General features: G+C 31.9%; 16 protein-coding genes. 6 read left to right on the top strand and 10 right to left on the bottom strand.

The genetic code is table 11. The features are described from left to right. Positions 1–2: 2 nt before the first annotated feature. From ABD941_RS12910 to ABD941_RS12900, 3 genes are all read right to left on the bottom strand, one after another. A complete protein-coding gene (locus ABD941_RS12910) occupies positions 3–845 on the bottom strand; it encodes a universal stress protein (protein WP_345274558.1) in 843 nt (280 codons plus the stop codon). 205 nt (positions 846–1,050) lie between these two features. Beyond that, the gene (locus ABD941_RS12905) at positions 1,051–1,752 is read right to left on the bottom strand and encodes a LytR/AlgR family response regulator transcription factor (protein WP_345274557.1); all 702 of its coding nucleotides are present in this window, start codon (positions 1,750–1,752) and stop codon (positions 1,051–1,053) included. Then, the gene (locus ABD941_RS12900) at positions 1,749–2,540 is read right to left on the bottom strand and encodes a sensor histidine kinase (RefSeq protein WP_345274556.1); all 792 of its coding nucleotides are present in this window, start codon (positions 2,538–2,540) and stop codon (positions 1,749–1,751) included. The genes ABD941_RS12905 and ABD941_RS12900 overlap by 4 nt, the downstream gene beginning before the upstream one ends. Before the next feature lie 214 nt (positions 2,541–2,754). On the opposite strand from ABD941_RS12900, the gene ABD941_RS12895 reads away from it, so the two are divergent. The 5 genes from ABD941_RS12895 (at position 2,755) to ABD941_RS12875 (ending at position 9,995) form a co-directional block, all read left to right on the top strand. Continuing rightward, positions 2,755–3,642, top strand: a complete 888-nt coding sequence (locus tag ABD941_RS12895) for an ABC transporter ATP-binding protein (protein WP_345274555.1) — start codon at positions 2,755–2,757, stop codon at positions 3,640–3,642. A 137-nt stretch (positions 3,643–3,779) separates the two neighbouring features. Further along, on the top strand, positions 3,780–6,923 hold the full coding sequence (locus ABD941_RS12890; protein ID WP_345274554.1) for an ABC transporter permease/M1 family aminopeptidase: 3,144 nt from the start codon (positions 3,780–3,782) through the stop codon (positions 6,921–6,923). Positions 6,924–7,621: 698 nt separating this feature from the next. Then, positions 7,622–8,239 carry a YqaA family protein gene (locus tag ABD941_RS12885; protein WP_345274553.1) on the top strand — a complete coding sequence of 206 codons (618 nt, stop codon included), beginning with the start codon at positions 7,622–7,624 and terminating at the stop codon, positions 8,237–8,239. Positions 8,240–8,460: 221 nt separating this feature from the next. Continuing rightward, positions 8,461–8,754: a DUF3817 domain-containing protein gene (locus ABD941_RS12880; RefSeq protein ID WP_345274552.1), complete on the top strand. Its 294-nt coding sequence runs from the start codon at positions 8,461–8,463 to the stop codon at positions 8,752–8,754. Then, positions 8,751–9,995, top strand: a complete 1,245-nt coding sequence (locus ABD941_RS12875) for a mechanosensitive ion channel family protein (protein WP_345274551.1) — start codon at positions 8,751–8,753, stop codon at positions 9,993–9,995. The genes ABD941_RS12880 and ABD941_RS12875 overlap by 4 nt, the downstream gene beginning before the upstream one ends. A 3-nt stretch (positions 9,996–9,998) precedes the next feature. Here the strand turns inward: ABD941_RS12875 and ABD941_RS12870 are convergent, their stop codons facing one another. The 6 genes from ABD941_RS12870 to ABD941_RS12845 all read right to left on the bottom strand — a co-directional run bounded on the left by ABD941_RS12870 (position 9,999) and on the right by ABD941_RS12845 (position 17,598). Further along, positions 9,999–11,585 carry an alkaline phosphatase PhoX gene (locus tag ABD941_RS12870; RefSeq protein ID WP_345274550.1) on the bottom strand — a complete coding sequence of 529 codons (1,587 nt, stop codon included), beginning with the start codon at positions 11,583–11,585 and terminating at the stop codon, positions 9,999–10,001. A 136-nt stretch (positions 11,586–11,721) separates the two neighbouring features. Continuing rightward, positions 11,722–12,780, bottom strand: a complete 1,059-nt coding sequence (leuB, locus tag ABD941_RS12865) for a 3-isopropylmalate dehydrogenase (RefSeq protein ID WP_345274549.1) — start codon at positions 12,778–12,780, stop codon at positions 11,722–11,724. 97 nt (positions 12,781–12,877) lie between these two features. Beyond that, positions 12,878–14,398 carry an alpha-isopropylmalate synthase regulatory domain-containing protein gene (locus ABD941_RS12860; protein ID WP_345274548.1) on the bottom strand — a complete coding sequence of 507 codons (1,521 nt, stop codon included), beginning with the start codon at positions 14,396–14,398 and terminating at the stop codon, positions 12,878–12,880. Positions 14,399–14,401: 3 nt separating this feature from the next. Next, positions 14,402–14,998, bottom strand: coding sequence for a 3-isopropylmalate dehydratase small subunit (gene leuD, locus ABD941_RS12855; protein WP_345274547.1), 597 nt, complete (start codon positions 14,996–14,998; stop codon positions 14,402–14,404). A 104-nt stretch (positions 14,999–15,102) separates the two neighbouring features. Continuing rightward, positions 15,103–16,497, bottom strand: coding sequence for a 3-isopropylmalate dehydratase large subunit (gene leuC, locus ABD941_RS12850; RefSeq protein ID WP_345274546.1), 1,395 nt, complete (start codon positions 16,495–16,497; stop codon positions 15,103–15,105). A 201-nt stretch (positions 16,498–16,698) separates the two neighbouring features. Next, on the bottom strand, positions 16,699–17,598 hold the full coding sequence (locus ABD941_RS12845; protein WP_345274545.1) for a DUF72 domain-containing protein: 900 nt from the start codon (positions 17,596–17,598) through the stop codon (positions 16,699–16,701). Positions 17,599–17,717: 119 nt separating this feature from the next. On the opposite strand from ABD941_RS12845, the gene ABD941_RS12840 reads away from it, so the two are divergent. After that, entirely contained in the window at positions 17,718–18,134 is a 417-nt protein-coding gene (locus ABD941_RS12840) for a glyoxalase (protein ID WP_345274544.1), read from the top strand. Positions 18,135–18,235: 101 nt separating this feature from the next. Here ABD941_RS12840 and ABD941_RS12835 read toward each other — a convergent pair whose 3' ends face one another. Beyond that, entirely contained in the window at positions 18,236–18,916 is a 681-nt protein-coding gene (locus tag ABD941_RS12835) for a DUF2461 domain-containing protein (protein ID WP_345274543.1), read from the bottom strand. Between the last annotated feature and the right edge of the window lie 40 nt (positions 18,917–18,956).

Raw genomic sequence — 18,956 nt, 5'->3', positions numbered from 1 at the left:
AGTTATTTGTTTTTTAAATCATGTAAGGCTAAAATTGGAATCGTGGTATGATAGGTTAGGTTTTTCACCATAGGTTTGGATATAATCCAGCTAAAAAAGTTGTGTCTTTTATTTATAAATGCCACCATATCAATATTTTGTTTTAAAATGTAAGAGTTGATAGCAGATAGTAATTCCGTATCATGTAAGACATGAAATGAGCAGTCTAATTCTTCAAAATAATCTTTCAAAAGATTTTGGTTCTTAAGTTGATTCTGATTCAATTCTTTAGATTCATCTAAGACATTTAGAACTCGTATCGCTGCACCTGTTTTGTTTGCGATATCAATTAGGCAATCAAATTCACGTCTTTTATAAGGGGTGTTATAACCTGTTGGAAATATGATGTTCTGAATTCCTTTAAAGTTTGCCTGTTTTGGAATGGCCAAAACGGGACAATTTCTAATGCGTTCCATCGCGAGTACAGTCTGGCTCCCATAGATTTGGGATCTGGAATCTGTATCGCCTTTAGTACCCATAATTACGATGTCGATATCATGCTTCTCTATAATATCTTTCATGATGTCTATCAAAGCACCGCACTCTGAAACCATATGATACTGATGTTGCTTAGAATTTTCTGCATTTAAAAGTTTCTTAAAAATCAACGATAATCCAGAAATGGATTTTTGTTCAAATGCTTCCAAATCTCTTACTGCAGCAAGTTCCATTGAGAACTCCTCAATATAATACGTGTTTAGGATATAAAAATCACAAGTATCATTCGCATATAGATTAATGGCATAATCAATTGCATTTTGGGCATTATCTGAAAAATCTGTTGGTAAAAGTATTCTTCTTTTCATAATAGATTTTAAATAATAATGAATCAAATGTATTTCTTCATCATGAGATCAGCAATGATTATTATCAGTTAACGTATTGTAATTTTCATTGATTTTTTTCTTCTCAAAAGTTTCCTTTTTTAAAGTTAATGGAACACTTTTTATGCGACGATGTAGGAGGGATGCATAATGTATGTGGAATGAATTAGCCTTATATAATTCAAATTTATTTAAAAAGTTGATTGATATTTGTTTTATACAGTTTTCCTATCGGCACTATATAATTTTCAATATAAATTCTATTTCCTTCAATACTATTTATATGCTTTTTTGCAACTGCAAATGATTTATGAACTTGAATAAATTCTGTTTCTGAAAGCAGTTGTATAGTATTAGATATTTTTTCACGAATGGTGATAATTTCTTTTATTGTCATGACTTTAGTGTAATTCCCAGAAGCTTCAATAAATAGGATACTATCTAAATCTACCTGAATATGGCTATTGTTTTGCTTTAAAAAAATATACTTTTCTTCAGATTTTAGATTTACATTATTTTCTTTTTTTATTTTACTACTATTAGAAGATGTTACTTTATTTATAGCACTTAAAAAGCGTTCAAAACTAAAAGGTTTTAATAAATAATCAACAACATTTAATTCGTAGCCTTCTATTGCAAATTCGCTATATGCAGTAGTTACAATCACTTTTGGAGGAGATGCTAAGGTTTTTAAAAACTCAAAACCTTTTAATTTAGGCATGTTTAAGTCTAAAAAAATCAAGTCCACATCATGTTTATTTAAATAGTCAATAGCTTCTATAGCATCATAGCAATCTGCTTTAAATTTTAAATTTGGTAGCATTTTACAATATCCTTTTATGATATCATGTGCTATATGCTCGTCGTCAATTATTAAATAGCTAATCATAGGAGTATATTCAATTTAGCGTTATAAATAGCATCCGTTATAGAAAGCGTTAAAGTATGCTTTTTTGGATACACTAACTCTAATCTACGTTTTAGATTCTTTATACCAATACCTTCTTCATGTTTGTCTTCAGAAGGATCAAAATTATTTTCTATCTCAAAATTCACTTCACTATTTTGTGCTTTTATGTATACATGAACATAAGCATTTTCTCTTAAGTTTTCAACACCATGTTTAAAGGCGTTCTCTAAAAGAATAATAAAAAGAAGCGGCATTATTTCATAATCATTATTGTTAGTATCAATATTGAACTGTACATCAATAACTTTATGATAACGCATTTTATGAAGTTCAATATAGTTTTCTAAATAACTAATTTCTTCTGATAGCAAAACGGTGTCCTTATCACCTTCATAGATACTATAGCGCATCATATCTGAAAGTTTCAGAATAAGTTTTTGGGCTTTTTTAGAATCTTTATCTACCAAACCATAAAGGTTATTTAGCATATTAAAAAAGAAATGAGGGTTAACCTGACTTTTTAAATGCAACAATTCCGTTTTTGACTTTTCATTTTTTAATCGAATAACCGCTTTAATTTGTTTAAATAACCAATGTGCAATGGTGATAAATATAATAATGAAGTACAATGCTATAAACTCTACAAATCCTTCCACTTTACCAAAGATGTCATTAAATACAACAATGACTACACCTATTATAACAAGCATTACTTTATAATACCGCGTTATAGTTTTCTTTTTTCTGTTTGATATTTTCAACTTCATAAGTCAATATTAATTAAATAAATCGCCTCCTACAAATTAGTTGGCAAACAGTAGGCAATTGGTGATAAACGAATGCAAAAGTGTTTTAAGTATCCTTTGTAATTAAATTTAATCTGTTTATCCCTAATATATCTGTTTGTGTCACTAACATTTTTTATAGGTTGATAACGCACATAAGTTTGCGCTAAATAATCAATCAAAAAAACGAACAATTATGGAACTCATTATTGACAATCTATCAAAAACCTATTCTAATGGTGTTAAGGCATTGCAAAACATTTCTTTAGAAATTCCAACAGGAATGTTTGGCTTATTAGGACCTAATGGTGCAGGGAAATCTACTTTAATGAGAACCATTGCAACATTACAAGAAGCAGACAATGGATCTATTACTCTTGGAGGTATTGATGTGTTAAAACAAAAAGACGAATTACGTCAAGTACTAGGTTATTTACCACAACAGTTTGGTTTGTATCCTAAAATTTCTGCCGAAGTATTACTCAATCATTTTGCTGTTCTAAAAGGAATCACGTATAAAGGAGAACGTAAAGACTTAGTAGATGCACTTTTACATAAAACCAATTTGTACGAAGTACGACAACAACATCTTAAAGGTTTTTCTGGTGGAATGAAGCAACGTTTTGGTATTGCACAAGCATTAATTAACAATCCGAAATTACTAATTGTAGATGAACCCACTGCTGGATTGGATCCTGTGGAGAGAAACCGATTTTACAATGTGTTAAGTGAATTAGGAGAGCATACTGTTGTGATCTTATCTACACATATTGTTGATGATGTTAAAGAACTTTGCACCAATATGGCAATTATTAATCAAGGCAAAGTTTGCTTAAAAGGAAATCCGTTACAAATACTGGAAAACCTAAAAGATAAAGTCTATAAGAAAACAATCCATAAGCAAGAGCTAAAGACTTATAAGCAAAACTATAAAGTCATTAGTGAAAAGCTATTTCTAGGAAAACCAACCATTCATATTGTAAGTGAGGTGAATCCAGGAGACGGCTTTTCGCTTACTAATGCAGCATTAGAAGATGTGTATTTCTCGGAAATATTTAACAATGCAAACTTAAAATTTAATTAATTATGTGGTATGCTATTTTTAAATTCGAAATACAATATCGAATAAAACGACCAGACACGTATGTGTTCTTTCTGTTTCTCTTTTTATTTTCAATTGTTGGAGTAGACTTTATTTTTCAAGGTTCAGAAATGGGGCTCATGAAAAAAAATTCACCCATAGTAATTGCAAAAACGATGGGAGCAATTACTGGTATATTTATGATTTTAGCCTCTATGATTATGGGAGTTTCTGTGTTAAGAGATTTTGAATACAATATAGAATCCTTGCTATTTACTACACCAATCAACAAAAAAGACTATTTATTAGGTCGATTTTTAGGATCGTTCGCAGTATTACTATTTGCATTTACAGGCATTTTATTTGGTATGATACTAGGTGAATTTATACCATGGCAAAATCCAGAAGACTTTTTAGCATTTAATGTCATAGTATATGTTAGGACATTTATAATGATAACCTTGCCAACCTTGTTTTTTGGTGCAGCGCTGTTTTTTGTCACTGGAGCTTTAAGTAGAAACCTAGTGGTTGTCTATACACAAGGTATCATTGTCTTTGTAATATTTATGCTTACCAAAGCCATAAAAAATGACCTTTGGCAAGCCATTCTAGATCCATTTTCACTAACCACTACCACTTTTGCTACAAAATCTTGGTCTACTTTAGAAAAGAGCACAGAAAGTATTCCTTTTTTAGGAGTTATTATGTATAACAAACTGTTTTGGATTGCTATAGGGATAATCGCATTAATTTATGGTTATCAAAAATTCAATTTTAATGTGGTTAAAGAAAAGCGTTCTAAAAGAAAGCAAGCGTTAGCTATTAAACGTTCAAATACAAGGAAAGATTTACAGATACCTGAAGTTCAAAAGCAATATGGGTTACTATCTAAATGGACTCAATTAAAACAATTTTCCTGGTTCTATTTTATAAGTATTTGTAAGCAATCAGCATTTTGGGGTATTGTTATTTGTGGAATGATTATCATCCTTATTAATTCTGTGAATCTCGGAACGGTATATGGTGTAGATAGCTATCCAACAACCTATTTTATTGTTGAAGAACTCAAAGAAACATCCATGTATTTCTTCTTAATCCTTTTGGTGTTTTATTCAGGAGAATTGGTATGGAAAGAAAGAGTTGTTAAACTAGATTTAATCTATGACGCTACACCAATGTCTAGCTTTATTAATCTATTAGGTAAGTATATTGGATTGAACTTAATTTATCTGGTATTAATGCTCGCTTTAATTGGTTCAGGCATTCTATTTCAAACAGTAAATGGTTATTATAACTACGAATTCTCAGTGTATATTTCTGGTTTCTTTCTAGAAATTTTACCGTTTTTAGCATTGTATACCTGCATTGCATTTTTTATTCAATCTATTGTAAATCATAAATTTGTAGGTGTTATGTTGGTAATTTTATTCTTTATTATCAATGTGGCTTTAGGTTTATTTGGGTTTGATCACGATTTATATTTCTTTGGAGGTAGTTCTTTAGGTGCATATTCAGATATGAATGGTTATGGTCATTATTTAAAACCATATCTAATTATTAAATCGTATTGGTTTCTCTTCGGAATGCTATTACTAATCATAGGATCTTTATTAATAGTTAGAGGCACGGAAACCAATTTAGGAAAGCGTCTTATAGCAAGTAAATACAGATTAAGCAAGCCGCTTTTTAAACTCGCTAGCGTTGTCTGTTTGGTATTTATAGCTATTGGAAGTTTTATCTTTTATAATACGAATGTTTTAAACACTTACTGGTCTAATTCTGAAGCCACTGACTTTAGAGTTGCATATGAAAAAGAGCTTAAACAATTTGAATATATACCACAACCGAAGTTAATAAATGTAAACTTACAAGTAGAACTATATCCTGAAACTCGAGATTATAAAGTTGAAGGCTATTACATATTGAAAAACACCAATTCGGAAGACATCAAATCCATTCATATTCAAAAACTTTTAGAAGAGAATATTACTTTAGATACGATCTCTTTTGAAGGCGGATTTACGGCTGATAAGCAATATGAAAAGTTTGATTATTCCATTTTCAATCTAAATACAGCTTTAAACCCTGGAGATTCTATAAAAATGTACTTTAAACAAAGCTTTACAACCAAAGGGTTCGAATCTGGAAATTCCAATGTAAGTATTAGTCTTAACGGAACATTTTTTAACAATACGGATTTACCAACTATTGGTTATAATAAAAAATATGAGTTAAATAATGAGGAAGAAAGAAAAGATTATAGTTTGCCAATAAGAATGTATAGTGCCAGTAGAAAAGATGTACAGGAGCTTAAAAACGCAAGGTCAGGTAGTGATTCAGATGGAATTAATTTTGAAATGATTATAGGAACATCAAAAGATCAAACCGCATTAGTTCCTGGCAATTTATTCAGAAAATGGACTGAGAATAATCGTAACTATTTTCATTATAAAATGAATAAACCAATGATTAATTTTTATTCCATAGTTTCCGCAGTATATGAAATAAAAGAAGACAAATGGACTTCTGGTGTAGATGCTAATTCAGTTGATCTGGAGATTTATTATCATAAAGCCCACCATTACAATGTGGATAGAATGATGGCTTCTATGAAATCTTCTTTGGAGTATTTCAGTCAAAATTTCAGTCCTTATCAATACGAGCAATTACGTATTATGGAATTTCCACGTTATGCACAATTTGCTCAATCATTTCCTGGTACCATTCCATTTTCAGAAGCTATCGGTTTTGTTTTAGATATAGATGATGAAAAAGATGTAGATATGGCATTTTACGTAACAGCTCATGAAATTGCACATCAATGGTTTGGTATGCAAGTAGAAGCAGCAAATGTTAAAGGACGACTAATGATATTAGAAACCTTGTCGCAATACGCGGCGATTATGGTATTAAAGCAAAAGTATTCCGAAGAAAAAGTATTACAGTTTTTAGAAACTCAAAAAGAGGTTTATAAAAAAGGAAAAGATAGAGAAGTAGGAAAAGAACCATCCCTTGCCTTGGTGGAGAATCAAAACTATGTGTATTATGCAAAAGGAGCAATCAATATGTATGAATTTCAAAAAGCACTAGGAGAGGAGCAAGTAAATAAAGCATTAAAACGCTTTCTTAAAGATTGGAATACTACAAGTGGTTCATTAAAGTTAAAAATGGACAGATATGCCACAACGCAAGACTTATTAGGCTATTTTAGAGAAGTAACACCAGATTCGCTTCAGTATCTAATAACAGATCTGTTTGAAAAAGTGAAGCTTATAGAATTGTAATCATAAATATTATGTTAAATAAAATATCGATGTTAAACTTGACCTCAAAAAATTTTGGTAAAACAATAAGGTCAAGTGAACGTCCATACATTTTCTTAACGCCAAATAGTCTAAAATATAGCGTAACGAGCCGTTAATTGTTTCCAAAATTATATACTATTTGAGATATTGATTGAGTCTCATTTTTAAAATACAAATAATGAAACATTAAATAAAAGGATTAATTTAAGATCTACATATAACAAGTTGTATAGAATTTTATTTTTACTCACATATTTAATTATTTGCAGAAACTTCAAATGTGTTCGTGAATCTCCTAAAAAGTCGATTTCTTAAAATTTATGCAAGTATTGAGTATTCTTTATAATCGAAAAACTTTCTGGGACATTTTATATACTTTTTAAATAAGAACATCCAGTGGATGTTTTTGTTTGAAAACAAATTATAGGTTACATCATAATTAGTAGTTCTCATTGTTTTAATATTGAATCATCCACTGGATAATCCAATATTAAAAGTGTACTATAATTTATATTATGTAAAATAGAATATTTCAAATACGCTATAACGCTATCCTATAACATTACAATTTTATGTATTTCATCGAATAAATGTTAATTAACATTTAATTATTACTCTAGATTCTTTTCTAATTATACGCAAGTATTATATTTGTTATCCCTTGGATTAAAAGTGCTATGAACCCAAAAAACAAAACTAAAGTAAAAAAATCGCGGATGCAATTATTGCATCAGTATTATAGCTATACTGGTTTTTACACTTTTGTATGGAACGCTATAAAAAAAGCATTTCCTTATATAATGGCTTTAGTTGTTCTTATATATGTTGCTAATCATTTTTTTGATATTAATGGCGCTTTAACACAGCTTACTGAAATACTACCAACGTTTGGTGTATTAAGTTTCTTTTTTGTGTCAGAAACCCTATTAGGACTAATACCCCCAGAAATTTTTATTGCTTGGTCGGGTAAAATGTATAGCCCTTGGCTTTATTTAAGTATTCTAGCCATTTTATCATATGGTGGCGGTCTTGTATCATATTGGATGGGACGTACCATTACCAAAGCCCCTTCAGTACATAATTACTTAGAGGTTAAAATGGAAAAGCAACTCAAAAATTCTAAAAAATGGGGCGGCTTTTTAATTATGGTTGGTGCTGTATTACCACTACCCTTTTCAATAGCCTGTATTGCTGCTGGTATCATCGAATTTCCATTTAAAAATGTCTTACTTTATGGTTCGTTACGATTTATTCGTTTTGCCATTTATGGACTTATCATTTTTAATGTGCTGTAGCCCCATTGCTTTTATTTTCCCTAAAGTATTATGATGTCTAAATATGAATAAGGCTTCATACCTTATCAATAAGTTAAATATCAATAAATTATGCAATTTCTCTCTTTGGTCGAAATGACTCAGTACTTTTAATAGGCACAAACTTTATATGATTCTGTATTAAATCCTATAAATCAAGGATATATTATTTTTCTAGCTTATTTTTGCATGAAAATTTAACTATGTTGTCATTTCTTAATATTTTTAGAATAGTAGCTTTTCTTGAAGGCTTATCTTATATTTTACTGTTGTTTGTAGCCACGCCAATTAAATATATAGCTGGTAACCCTGAATATGTAAAATTATTAGGGATGCCTCACGGACTACTTTTTATCTTGTATCTTGTCTTAGCAGTTTTAATTAAAAGCGATATGAAATGGTCTACAAAAACCTTTTCTTTTGTCCTTTTGGCTTCTATTATCCCTTTTGGAACCTTTTATGTAGAAAGAAAATATTTAAATCTTGTTAACTCATGAATACTATAAAACATTGGCTTTACGATTATTTAATGTCTGTTGGGTGCTCTGAAAATTTAGCTAAATATTTAAATATGTTAGCGTTGTTATTGGCCTTACTAATTGTTGTTTTTATTGTTGACTTCATTACAAGAAAATTATTATTAGGCGCATTTAATAGATTTGCAGCAGCTTCAAAATCCAACTTTGATGATTTGATGGTAAAAAACAAAGTCTCAAGAAATATTGCGCATATTATACCTTTATTAATTGCATTGGAATTTATTCGTGATGTATTTATTGATTTCCCTACTTTCGAAAATATTGTTGAAAAAGGCCTTCAAGTTTTTGCTATCATACTAACACTTTGGATTGTTAGAAGTTTACTCAATACACTCAAAGATTATTTTAAAACCTTACCTAGGTTAAAAGACAAACCAATTGATAGCTACATTCAGGTATTCATGATTTTTGCTTGGCTAGCTGGTTTTATGTCTGCTATTGCTATTATTACCGGTATTCCTTTCTTAACCTTTGCTACAGGTCTTGGTGCCATTTCTGCAGTTATTATTTTAGTATTTAAAGATACTATAATGGGTTTTGTTGCCAGTATTCAAGTGTCTATAAATGATATGGTGCGCATTGGCGATTGGATTACCTTTGAAAAATATGGCGCGGATGGTGATGTTACAGAAATAACATTGGCTACCGTTAAAGTTCAAAACTTCGATAAAACCATTACAACAATCCCTACTTATGCCTTAATTTCAGAATCATTTAAAAACTGGAGAGGCATGACCAGTTCTGGAGGTAGACGTATTAAAAGAGCACTATTTATAAAACAGGAAGGGGTTAAATATTTAGCGGAAACCGATGTTAATAAACTTAAAAGCATTCAGCTTATTACTTCTTATTTAGAATCTAGGCAAAAGGATATTTCAACGTATAACACATCAAATAAAATTGATAAAACCCTGCTTTTAAACGGAAGAAATCTAACCAATATTGGGGTTTTTAGGAAGTATATTGATTTGTATTTAAAACAACATTCGGCCATCAATAAAGACATGATGATTATGGCACGTCAATTAGCACCAACAACACAAGGTATTCCTATAGAAATATATGCCTTTAGTAGTGATAAACGCTGGGAAAATTACGAATATATTATGTCCGATATATTTGATCATCTTATGGCGGCCCTTCCCTATTTTGATTTAGAAATTTTTGAGCTCCCTAGTAGTTCAAGTTTTAAGTCTTAAAAACTATTTAATTATTAATTTAGAAGTTTTGTCATTCACTTTTAAAAGGTAAAGTCCAGAATTAAAGCTTTTCAGGTTTAAATTAACTGTATTTAAGCCATTATATTTCATGTCTAAAAGCTGCTTGCCTAAAATGGAATATAATTTAATGTTATTAATTTGTTTTCCTTGAATGATTAAGGGTCTAGACGATTTTAGCGGATTAGGATATATATTAAAGTTATTACTTAAGCTTGATTTATCAACAGATAAGGTCCCTAAATTATCTTTTAAAGACACAACTAATGTTGTTCCTGTATTAAAATTTACAGTATTACCAGCGGCATCCAATTGGTTTGCATTATTAGAAACTGGATCAGTTAAAAACAACATGGACATAAATAAATAGTTGTAATCTGGAGAAAAGGTTATCCCAGTTGGTTCAGAGCCAATAGGCGCACTACCAAATATTTCAACATCGGGATTAGCTTGCGTGTGACCATTTTTAACCACCCATATATAGTTGTTTCCCCCATCTTGAAATACCCATAAATTCCCTTGACCATCAAATGCTAAATTATCATTTCCATTACCCCATGTTACAGATGTTACAGAAACCCCATCATCAATATCATAATTCATATCACCAACATAGGTCTCCATAGTCACTGTAGACGTTGAAGTTTCCAAAGCATCAGAATCTGTAAACCTGTATACCCGAGCTTCATTTTTAACAGCAAAATAGACCATACCATCAGCACCAATTTCTACATCTTCAATACCATTAAAAACCGTACCACCTGCATTAGCACTTAAGGCAATTGTCGTATTCCTTTCAGTAATAGACGTATTAGCAATTTGTACCCAAGCACCTGTTCCACTTTTAGACCCAGAATACACATATAAGTTTCCTGAACTTAAATCTTGAGCATTGGTCGCTACAAATTTGTAAAGATATCCAGGATTTGAATCTGCACCTTGATAAACAGTTCTTTCATTAGCATGTATTGTTACATTTTCATGTGCCATATTACCCATGGCCCAATGTTTGCCAATAACTGTTTTTGTTACAGGGTTTATTTCTACATTCCAACCAACATCATTATAACCGTCAAAATTAAAATCTATTAATCCAAATATAGGATTAAAGGCAACCTCTTCAGATGATATTACGGTTCCCCAAGGTGTTACCGTACCAGAACAATTAGCTGCTGTACTTCCAACACTTGAAAAATCAACTATTTGTGAAGCTGTAGTTTCCCAAAGCTTTGTCGTATTATTAAAATTAATGTCTAAAATGGTTACACCGCCTCCACCAGTACCTCCAACTGCCACAGGTGCATCTTCAGAATTAACACTTAAATACCCATTGGTACTACTACCAGCAATAGGAACATAAGCTGTAAAGTCAGGCTTTGTAAGCATATTTCCACCTGCAGTTAATACATCTCCAACTTTTATTATCCTTTGAAAATCATGACTAGAAGGCAGTACAAATCCCGAAGTTTGAGTTGTTGGCGTTACTGATGTAAAATCAGCTATATTTTGGCTATAATAGCTTTGTATTCCAAGCCATAAGAATATTAAAGTATAGTGTAATTTTGTTTTCATAATATTTAAGTTAGAGGTTAGCAGTAAATTACAAAATTTATTAGCTGGTATTACTTGGGTATTGTTTTTTTTTTAACAAATAAAAAACCCTGTAAAGTTATAATTTACAGGGTTCGATTATATATTGAATTAAAGTTTAGATATTGGCAGCTAACCAATCCCCTACTTCTTTAGTTCCGTATGCTTTTCCACCATCGGCCAAATCTTCAGTAACAATACCTTCTGCTAAGGCTTTGTTTACAGCGTTTCTAATAGCTTTTCCTTCTTCAGGTAAATTAAAAGCAGTTTCAAACATCATGGCTGCCGATAAAACCGTTGCCATAGGATTAGCAATATTCAATCCTGTTGCTTGTGGATAAGACCCATGAATTGGCTCAAACAAAGCAATGTCTGAACCCATAGATGCTGAAGGCATTAAGCCCATAGACCCAGAAATTACAGACGCTTCATCCGTTAAAATATCACCAAACAGGTTTTCAGTAATCAACACATCGTAACTGTTTGGCCATTGCACTAAACGCATGGCTACAGCATCAACAAATTCATAACTTACTTCTACTTCTGGATAGTCTTTTTCCATAGCTTGCACAGTTTCTCTCCATAAACGAGATGTTTCCAATACATTAGCTTTATCAACACAACATAGCTTTTTAGAACGTGTCATTGCTAATTCAAAACCTTTTTTAGCTAAACGCTGTACTTCTACTCTGGTATAAACACAATTATCATAAGCCGTTTCGCCATCATCCCTTCTTCCTTTTTCACCAAAGTAGATACCTCCAGTTAATTCTCTTAAAAATACTAAATCGGTACCTTCAATACGTTCTTGTTTTAAAGGCGATTTATCTAATAATGAAGGAAATGTAAATGTTGGACGTACATTGGCAAACAAACCTAATTTTTTACGCATTTTTAATAAACCTTGCTCTGGACGTACTTTTGCAGAAGGATCATTATCAAAACGCGGATGCCCAATAGCACCAAATAATACCGCATCAGCAGCTGCGCAAACATCATGTGTAGCATCTGGATAAGGTTCTCCAACAGCATCAATAGCTGCTGCACCAGTTAAGGCAGGTTTCCACGTAATAGCGTGTCCGAATTTAGTAGCTACTGCATCACTCACTTTTACAGCTTGATCTATAACTTCTGGTCCAATACCGTCTCCGGCTAAAAGGGCTATATTAAATTTCATTTTTTATTTGTTTTATATTTTTATCTTCAGTTAATATTCAATCTCTGCCTGCAACAGGCAGACCTAACGCAACTTATCAAACAACTTCTGTCCTTTTTTAACTCACAATAATGTTCAACATTTTTTCAGTCGCTTTAATGGCAGATACCGTTTGATCTGAATCTAATCCACGAGTTTTAAACTCATTTTCTGAATTTTTCCAAGTAATAATCGTTTCACATAAGGCATCAGAATTACTTCCAGGTGGTATTCTTACGGCATAATCAATTAGACTTGGTAGTATCATTTTTTTCTTTTTGAATACACTTTTAATAGCATTCATAAAAGCATCAAATTGACCATCACCTTGTGAGCTCTCTTCAAAAATTTCATTATTAATAGTAATCGAAACCGTTGTTGATGGTTTCAATCCTTTGGAATGTGTTAATACATAAGCATTCACCTTTACTTTTTCCTCATATGTTCTGTCTAAAACATCCGAAATGATATATGGCAAATCTTCTTTGGTAACCACTTGCTTTTTATCGCCTAACTTAATAATACGTTGGGTTACTTTTTTTAAGTCTTCATCATTAAGTTGAAGTCCTAATTCCTGTAAATTCTTTTGAATATTGGCTTTTCCTGATGATTTTCCTAAAGCATATTTTCTGGTTCTACCAAAACGTTCAGGTAACAAATCACTGAAATATAAATTCTTTTTATTATCACCATCAGCATGAATTCCAGCTGTTTGCGTAAAAACATTAGCACCAACAACGGGTTTGTTAGAAGGAATCATTACTCCTGAAAACGTTTCAACTAATTTACTGATTGTATATAAAAAGGTTTCGTTTACCCCAATTTCAATATCTGGCATAAAATCATTAATCACAGCAATGGCACTGGCCATAGGGGCATTTCCAGCACGCTCTCCCATACCATTTATGGTTAAATGCAAACCATCGGCTCCAGCTTTTAGAGCTTCCATAACATTAGAAACCCCTAAATCGTAATCATTGTGCGCATGAAAATCGAAATGTAAATTTGGGTATTTATCTTTAATCTCCTTAACAAAATCATAAGATTCGGAAGGCGTTATAACGCCTAAAGTATCCGGAAGCATGATGCGTTTTACAGGCTGGGTAGACAAGAACTCTAAAAATTCCAAAACATAGGCTTTAGAATTTCGCATACCATTACTCCAATCTTCTAAATAAATATTGGTTTCAATATTATTTTCTTGAGCAAAATTTATATTTTGTTTAATTTCTGTAAAATGCTGATCTGGAGTCTTTTTAAGCTGGTGAGTTAAATGATTTAAAGAACCTTTGGTCAATAGATTTTGAACCTTTGCCCCTGCTTCCATCATCCATTTTATAGATACACCTTTATCAACAAAGGTTAAAACTTCAACAGCATTTAGATAATTATTTTCAGAAGCCCATTCTGTGACATCTTTTACCGCTTGAAGTTCGCCTTCAGAAACTCTAGCTGATGCAATTTCAATACGATCTACTTTTAATTCTTCAAGTAAAAGTTTTGCTATGGTGAGTTTTTCTGAAGCAGAAAACGACACACTCGAGGTTTGCTCACCATCGCGTAATGTCGTATCCATTATTTCTATGCGTTTTACTGCCATGTTTTAGAAAGGACGAGATTCTGTAAACGTTTCTATCTCACTCTTCATATTTTGTAAATAGTCAATATCATCAAAACCATTTAGCATATTTCCTTTTTTATAGCCGTTAATATCAAAAGATTCATGTGATCCTGATGATAATAAGGTAATCGTTTGTGCTTCTAAGTTAATTTCTAATTCTGTTTTTGGATCCGCATAAATCGCTTCAAAAATTTCATTAGAAAATTCAGGACTAATTTGTACTGGTAACACACCAATATTTAAACAGTTGTTTTTAAAAATATCTGCAAAAAAGCTAGATACCACACAACGGAAACCATAATCGTAAACCGCCCAAGCTGCATGTTCTCTGGAGGATCCAGAACCAAAGTTCTTTCCACCAACCAATATTTTACCGGTATAGATAGGATTGTTTAAAACAAAATCTTTTTTAGGCGTATTGTCTCCGTTATATCGCCAATCACGGAATAGATTATCTCCAAATCCATCACGCGTTGTCGCTTTTAAAAATCGTGCCGGTATTATTTGATCGGTATCTACATTCTCAATTGGCAACGGTACTGCTGTACTCGTTAATGTTGTAAATTTATCGTAAGCCATTCTAATTTGCTTTTGGCCTTTAGCTTTTTGCTATTGGCGAATATTTATATAATTTTAATTAGTTACTATTTTAGCTAATGGCAAACAGCCAAAAGCTATAGCCACTATAATAATTCTCTAGGGTCTGTAACCACACCTGTAACCGCAGCTGCAGCCGCAACTAACGGACTAGCTAATAAGGTTCTAGAACCTGGACCTTGACGGCCTTCAAAGTTTCTGTTTGAGGTACTTACTGCATATTTACCGGCAGGAACTTTATCATCGTTCATTGCTAAGCAAGCTGAGCATCCTGGTTCTCTTAATACAAAACCAGCATCTTCAAAGATATCCAGTAAACCTTCTTCCTTAATTTTTGCTTCTACAACATGTGAACCCGGAACTAACCAAGCTGTTACATTATCTGCCTTTTGTCTGCCTTTAACTATAGAAGCAAAAGCTCTAAAATCTTCAATACGTCCATTTGTACAACTTCCAATAAACACATAATCGATTTTTTTACCAATCATTTGCTCATCTTCTGCATAGCCCATGTAAGCTAAAGATTTATCATAAGTTGCTTTACCACCTTCTACAGATTCAGCCGATGGAATATTCTTAGAAATCCCCATACCCATTCCTGGATTGGTACCATAAGTAATCATTGGTTCAATATTACGGGCATCAAAAGATATTTCTTTATCAAAAGTAGCACCTTCGTCGGTTTTTAGAGTTTCCCAGTAATTCATGGCTTTGTCCCAATCAGCACCTTTAGGTGTCATGGCACGACCTTTAATGTACTCAAATGTTTTTTCATCTGGAGCAATCATACCACCACGTGCACCCATCTCTATTGATAGATTGCAAACGGTCATACGGCCTTCCATGGTCATGTTTTCAAAAACATCACCAGCATATTCAACAAAATAGCCTGTAGCACCAGAAGTTGTTAATTGCGAAATGATATATAATCCAACATCTTTTGGAGTTACACCTTTACTTAACGGCCCATTAACACTAATACGCATTTTTTTAGGCTTAGGCTGCATGATGCATTGGGTAGTCAATACCATTTCTACTTCTGAAGTTCCAATACCAAATGCTATAGCGCCAAAAGCACCGTGCGTTGATGTATGTGAATCTCCACAAACGATAGTCGCTCCTGGAACTGTAATACCGTTTTCTGGCCCTACAACGTGAACAATACCATTATTTTGATGTCCTAATCCCCAGTGACTAATACCGTATTGCTTAGCATTATCTTCTAATGTTTTTAATTGATTAGCCGATAATGGATCTTGAACTGGTAAATGTTGATTGATTGTTGGTGTATTATGGTCAGCAACAGCAAATGTACGCTTTGGATATAATACGCTTAATCCTCTGCTTTTTAAACCAACGAAAGCCACAGGACTTGTAACTTCATGAATTAAGTGACGATCTATATACAACACATCTGGTCCATCTGCAATGTTTCGCACAACATGCGAATCCCACACTTTGTCAAATAATGTACTACTCATAAAAATTTTAAATTTTGTATTAAAATAGCTTTTAGAAGCTAAATAGATAAACAAATTTAGATTTTATTACAGTATTTTAAAACTTTAAGATGCTTTGTTATTGAATTTTTATAAAATTGCCAATAGATGCATTATAAATTGAATTATCTTCAACAGATTAACACTATTGATTATAATTTATGAAACCCATTTTTTATGGTTTTAAAAAAGACTTTGTTGGTCATCTTCATTAGGTATAGTAAGCGAATACCCCAATTCTGTATTCAATTTTTTAATGAAATATGCTGAAAGCAAAGGGGATTCTTTTTCAATGTTTTGATGAATGAAAAAATCGATTTCTTGAATACCCAAATCCTTCCAATGTTTTAGGCGTTCTACCCAATCATCTAAACGTGTATAATCCGTTGGGTGATTTGCACCAACATAGCGAACAAAAGCGGTTGCATTGGTTAATCGCATATGCATTAAATCACGTCGACCTGCCGTATCTACTATCACATTTGAAATATTATTTGCTTCTAAAAGTTGATATAAATCTTCGGCAACAGCAGCATCATTATACCAATTTGTATGTCTAAATTCTATAGCCAATGGAATTTCTTTTGGCCAATTTTCAACAAAATGGATAACTCTATCAAAATCTTTAGGTGCAAAATTAGAATGCATTTGAAGAAAGATCGTTCCTAATTTTTCTTTTAAATTTGAAGCGTTATACAAATAGTTTTCAACTACGGATTGTGTTTCATTTAAGCGTTTCCAATGACTAATTTCTTGATTTAGTTTTGGGAAAAATTTAAATCCTTTCGGGGTTTTATCATACCATTTTGAAAATTGTTCTGCAGGAAAAATTCTGTAAAACGTGGCGTTTAATTCTATAGCATTAAATTGTGAAGAATAATAACCCAGCTCATCTTTTGTGCCGCGCGGATAAAACCCTTTAAGGTCTGCCCTATTCCATTTGGCACAACCTACATAAATTTCTGGATCCAAAAAATTAGAGGTTTCGCCCTTAACCTTTTCTAGGGTTTTTTTAGTATCCGGATGGTCTTTGGGTAATGTAAAGTCAACTATTTCTGGATTATCTACGCTTCCAAATTTCATATTTAAAATTTTCAATAAAGATAGAAAAATCTGAAATGTTAATAACCTCGTTAACAATTAGAAAGTCTTGAATAAAAATTAAGGATTAATAATCTATATTTTTATTAAAAATCTACAAGATGAACTCCAGACAATCCAACCTTAAAGGTATTCGCCCAGAAATCTTAAGCACTACAATTAATGATAACATGAGTAATGACGAGCGTTTTCAGAATTTAGTGTTGCGCCCAATTATTAAGTTACAAAACGATTTATTAATTCAGGTTTTTAAGAATTACATAGCCAAGCATAAATCTGTTTTTTATGATTTACCTTTAGAAAAACGCATGGACTACATTGAAAATGCGATTCAAAAAGACATGAAACTTCGTAATGCTATGAAAGGCATGATTATAGGGCTTTTTACCGTTGAAGAATACCTGATTTATATTGAAAACTCATCCGCATTAAACAAACGTATGATGAACATTACTAAAGACCGTTTGTTAAGTCATATTCAATTGTTTGAGAAACCGGAGTTATTGGCCGCGGTATAATTCTATCATGTCGAACGCACGTGAGACATCTCATAGTGTAACAAACCAAAAACAATGAAATATCTCAATAGTGCCTCATTTCGATATAACAATGCCTTCATCTAAATCAAAGAAACCCCATTCAAATCAGTAGTCAATACATCACTCATATAATCAAAAAATGGGCGAATGGCCTTAAAAGACACATCAACTTCATTTAAAAAATTGGCATCCAAAACCTCTTTATCTGTATACTTCTTAGTGAAAATATATTGTTTTTTCTTTATTAAATCTATGGCTTTATGATCTTTTGAAAATCCTCTTGGAGCAGATTTCACTTCATCACCAACAAAGGAATTACCCCAAACAGCATTGAATTTTTTATCAGCTAAAATTTCTCGTATTTCAGAATCATCCATTTCAAATTCTTTACGTATTCTTAATAAATCTGCTGGTGCTGGCTCCCAAAACCCAGTAGCTATAAAGCTTTCATTATTTGGTTGAATATGAAGATAGTATCCGCCTCTTAATCTAGGTTTTGTTCTATGAAAAGATCCTCCAAAATGGGTTTTATAAGGCAATTTATTCTTTGAAAAACGTACATCTCGATAAATTCTAAATATTTTTAATTTATCGATTTCATCATGCTCATTTAGGGTTTCAAAAATAGAATTGTAAATATTTTTAATGTCTTTTTCAATAGCCTTGAATTCGGGCTTATTCTCATTAAACCAATCACGATTATTATTTTTTTCTAATTTTTTAAAGAATGAAAAAACATCTTTAGATACAGTAATACTCATAAGTTAGATACTTTGATTGATAGACAATTTGTAAAGCTAA

The sequence above is a fragment of the Flaviramulus aquimarinus genome (genome assembly GCF_039543205.1).
In the GTDB taxonomy this organism is placed as follows: Bacteria; Bacteroidota; Bacteroidia; order Flavobacteriales; family Flavobacteriaceae; genus Flaviramulus_B; species Flaviramulus_B aquimarinus.
The sequence above is the reverse complement of the archived record's forward strand: the minus strand, read 5'-3'. Positions and strand labels throughout refer to the sequence as shown.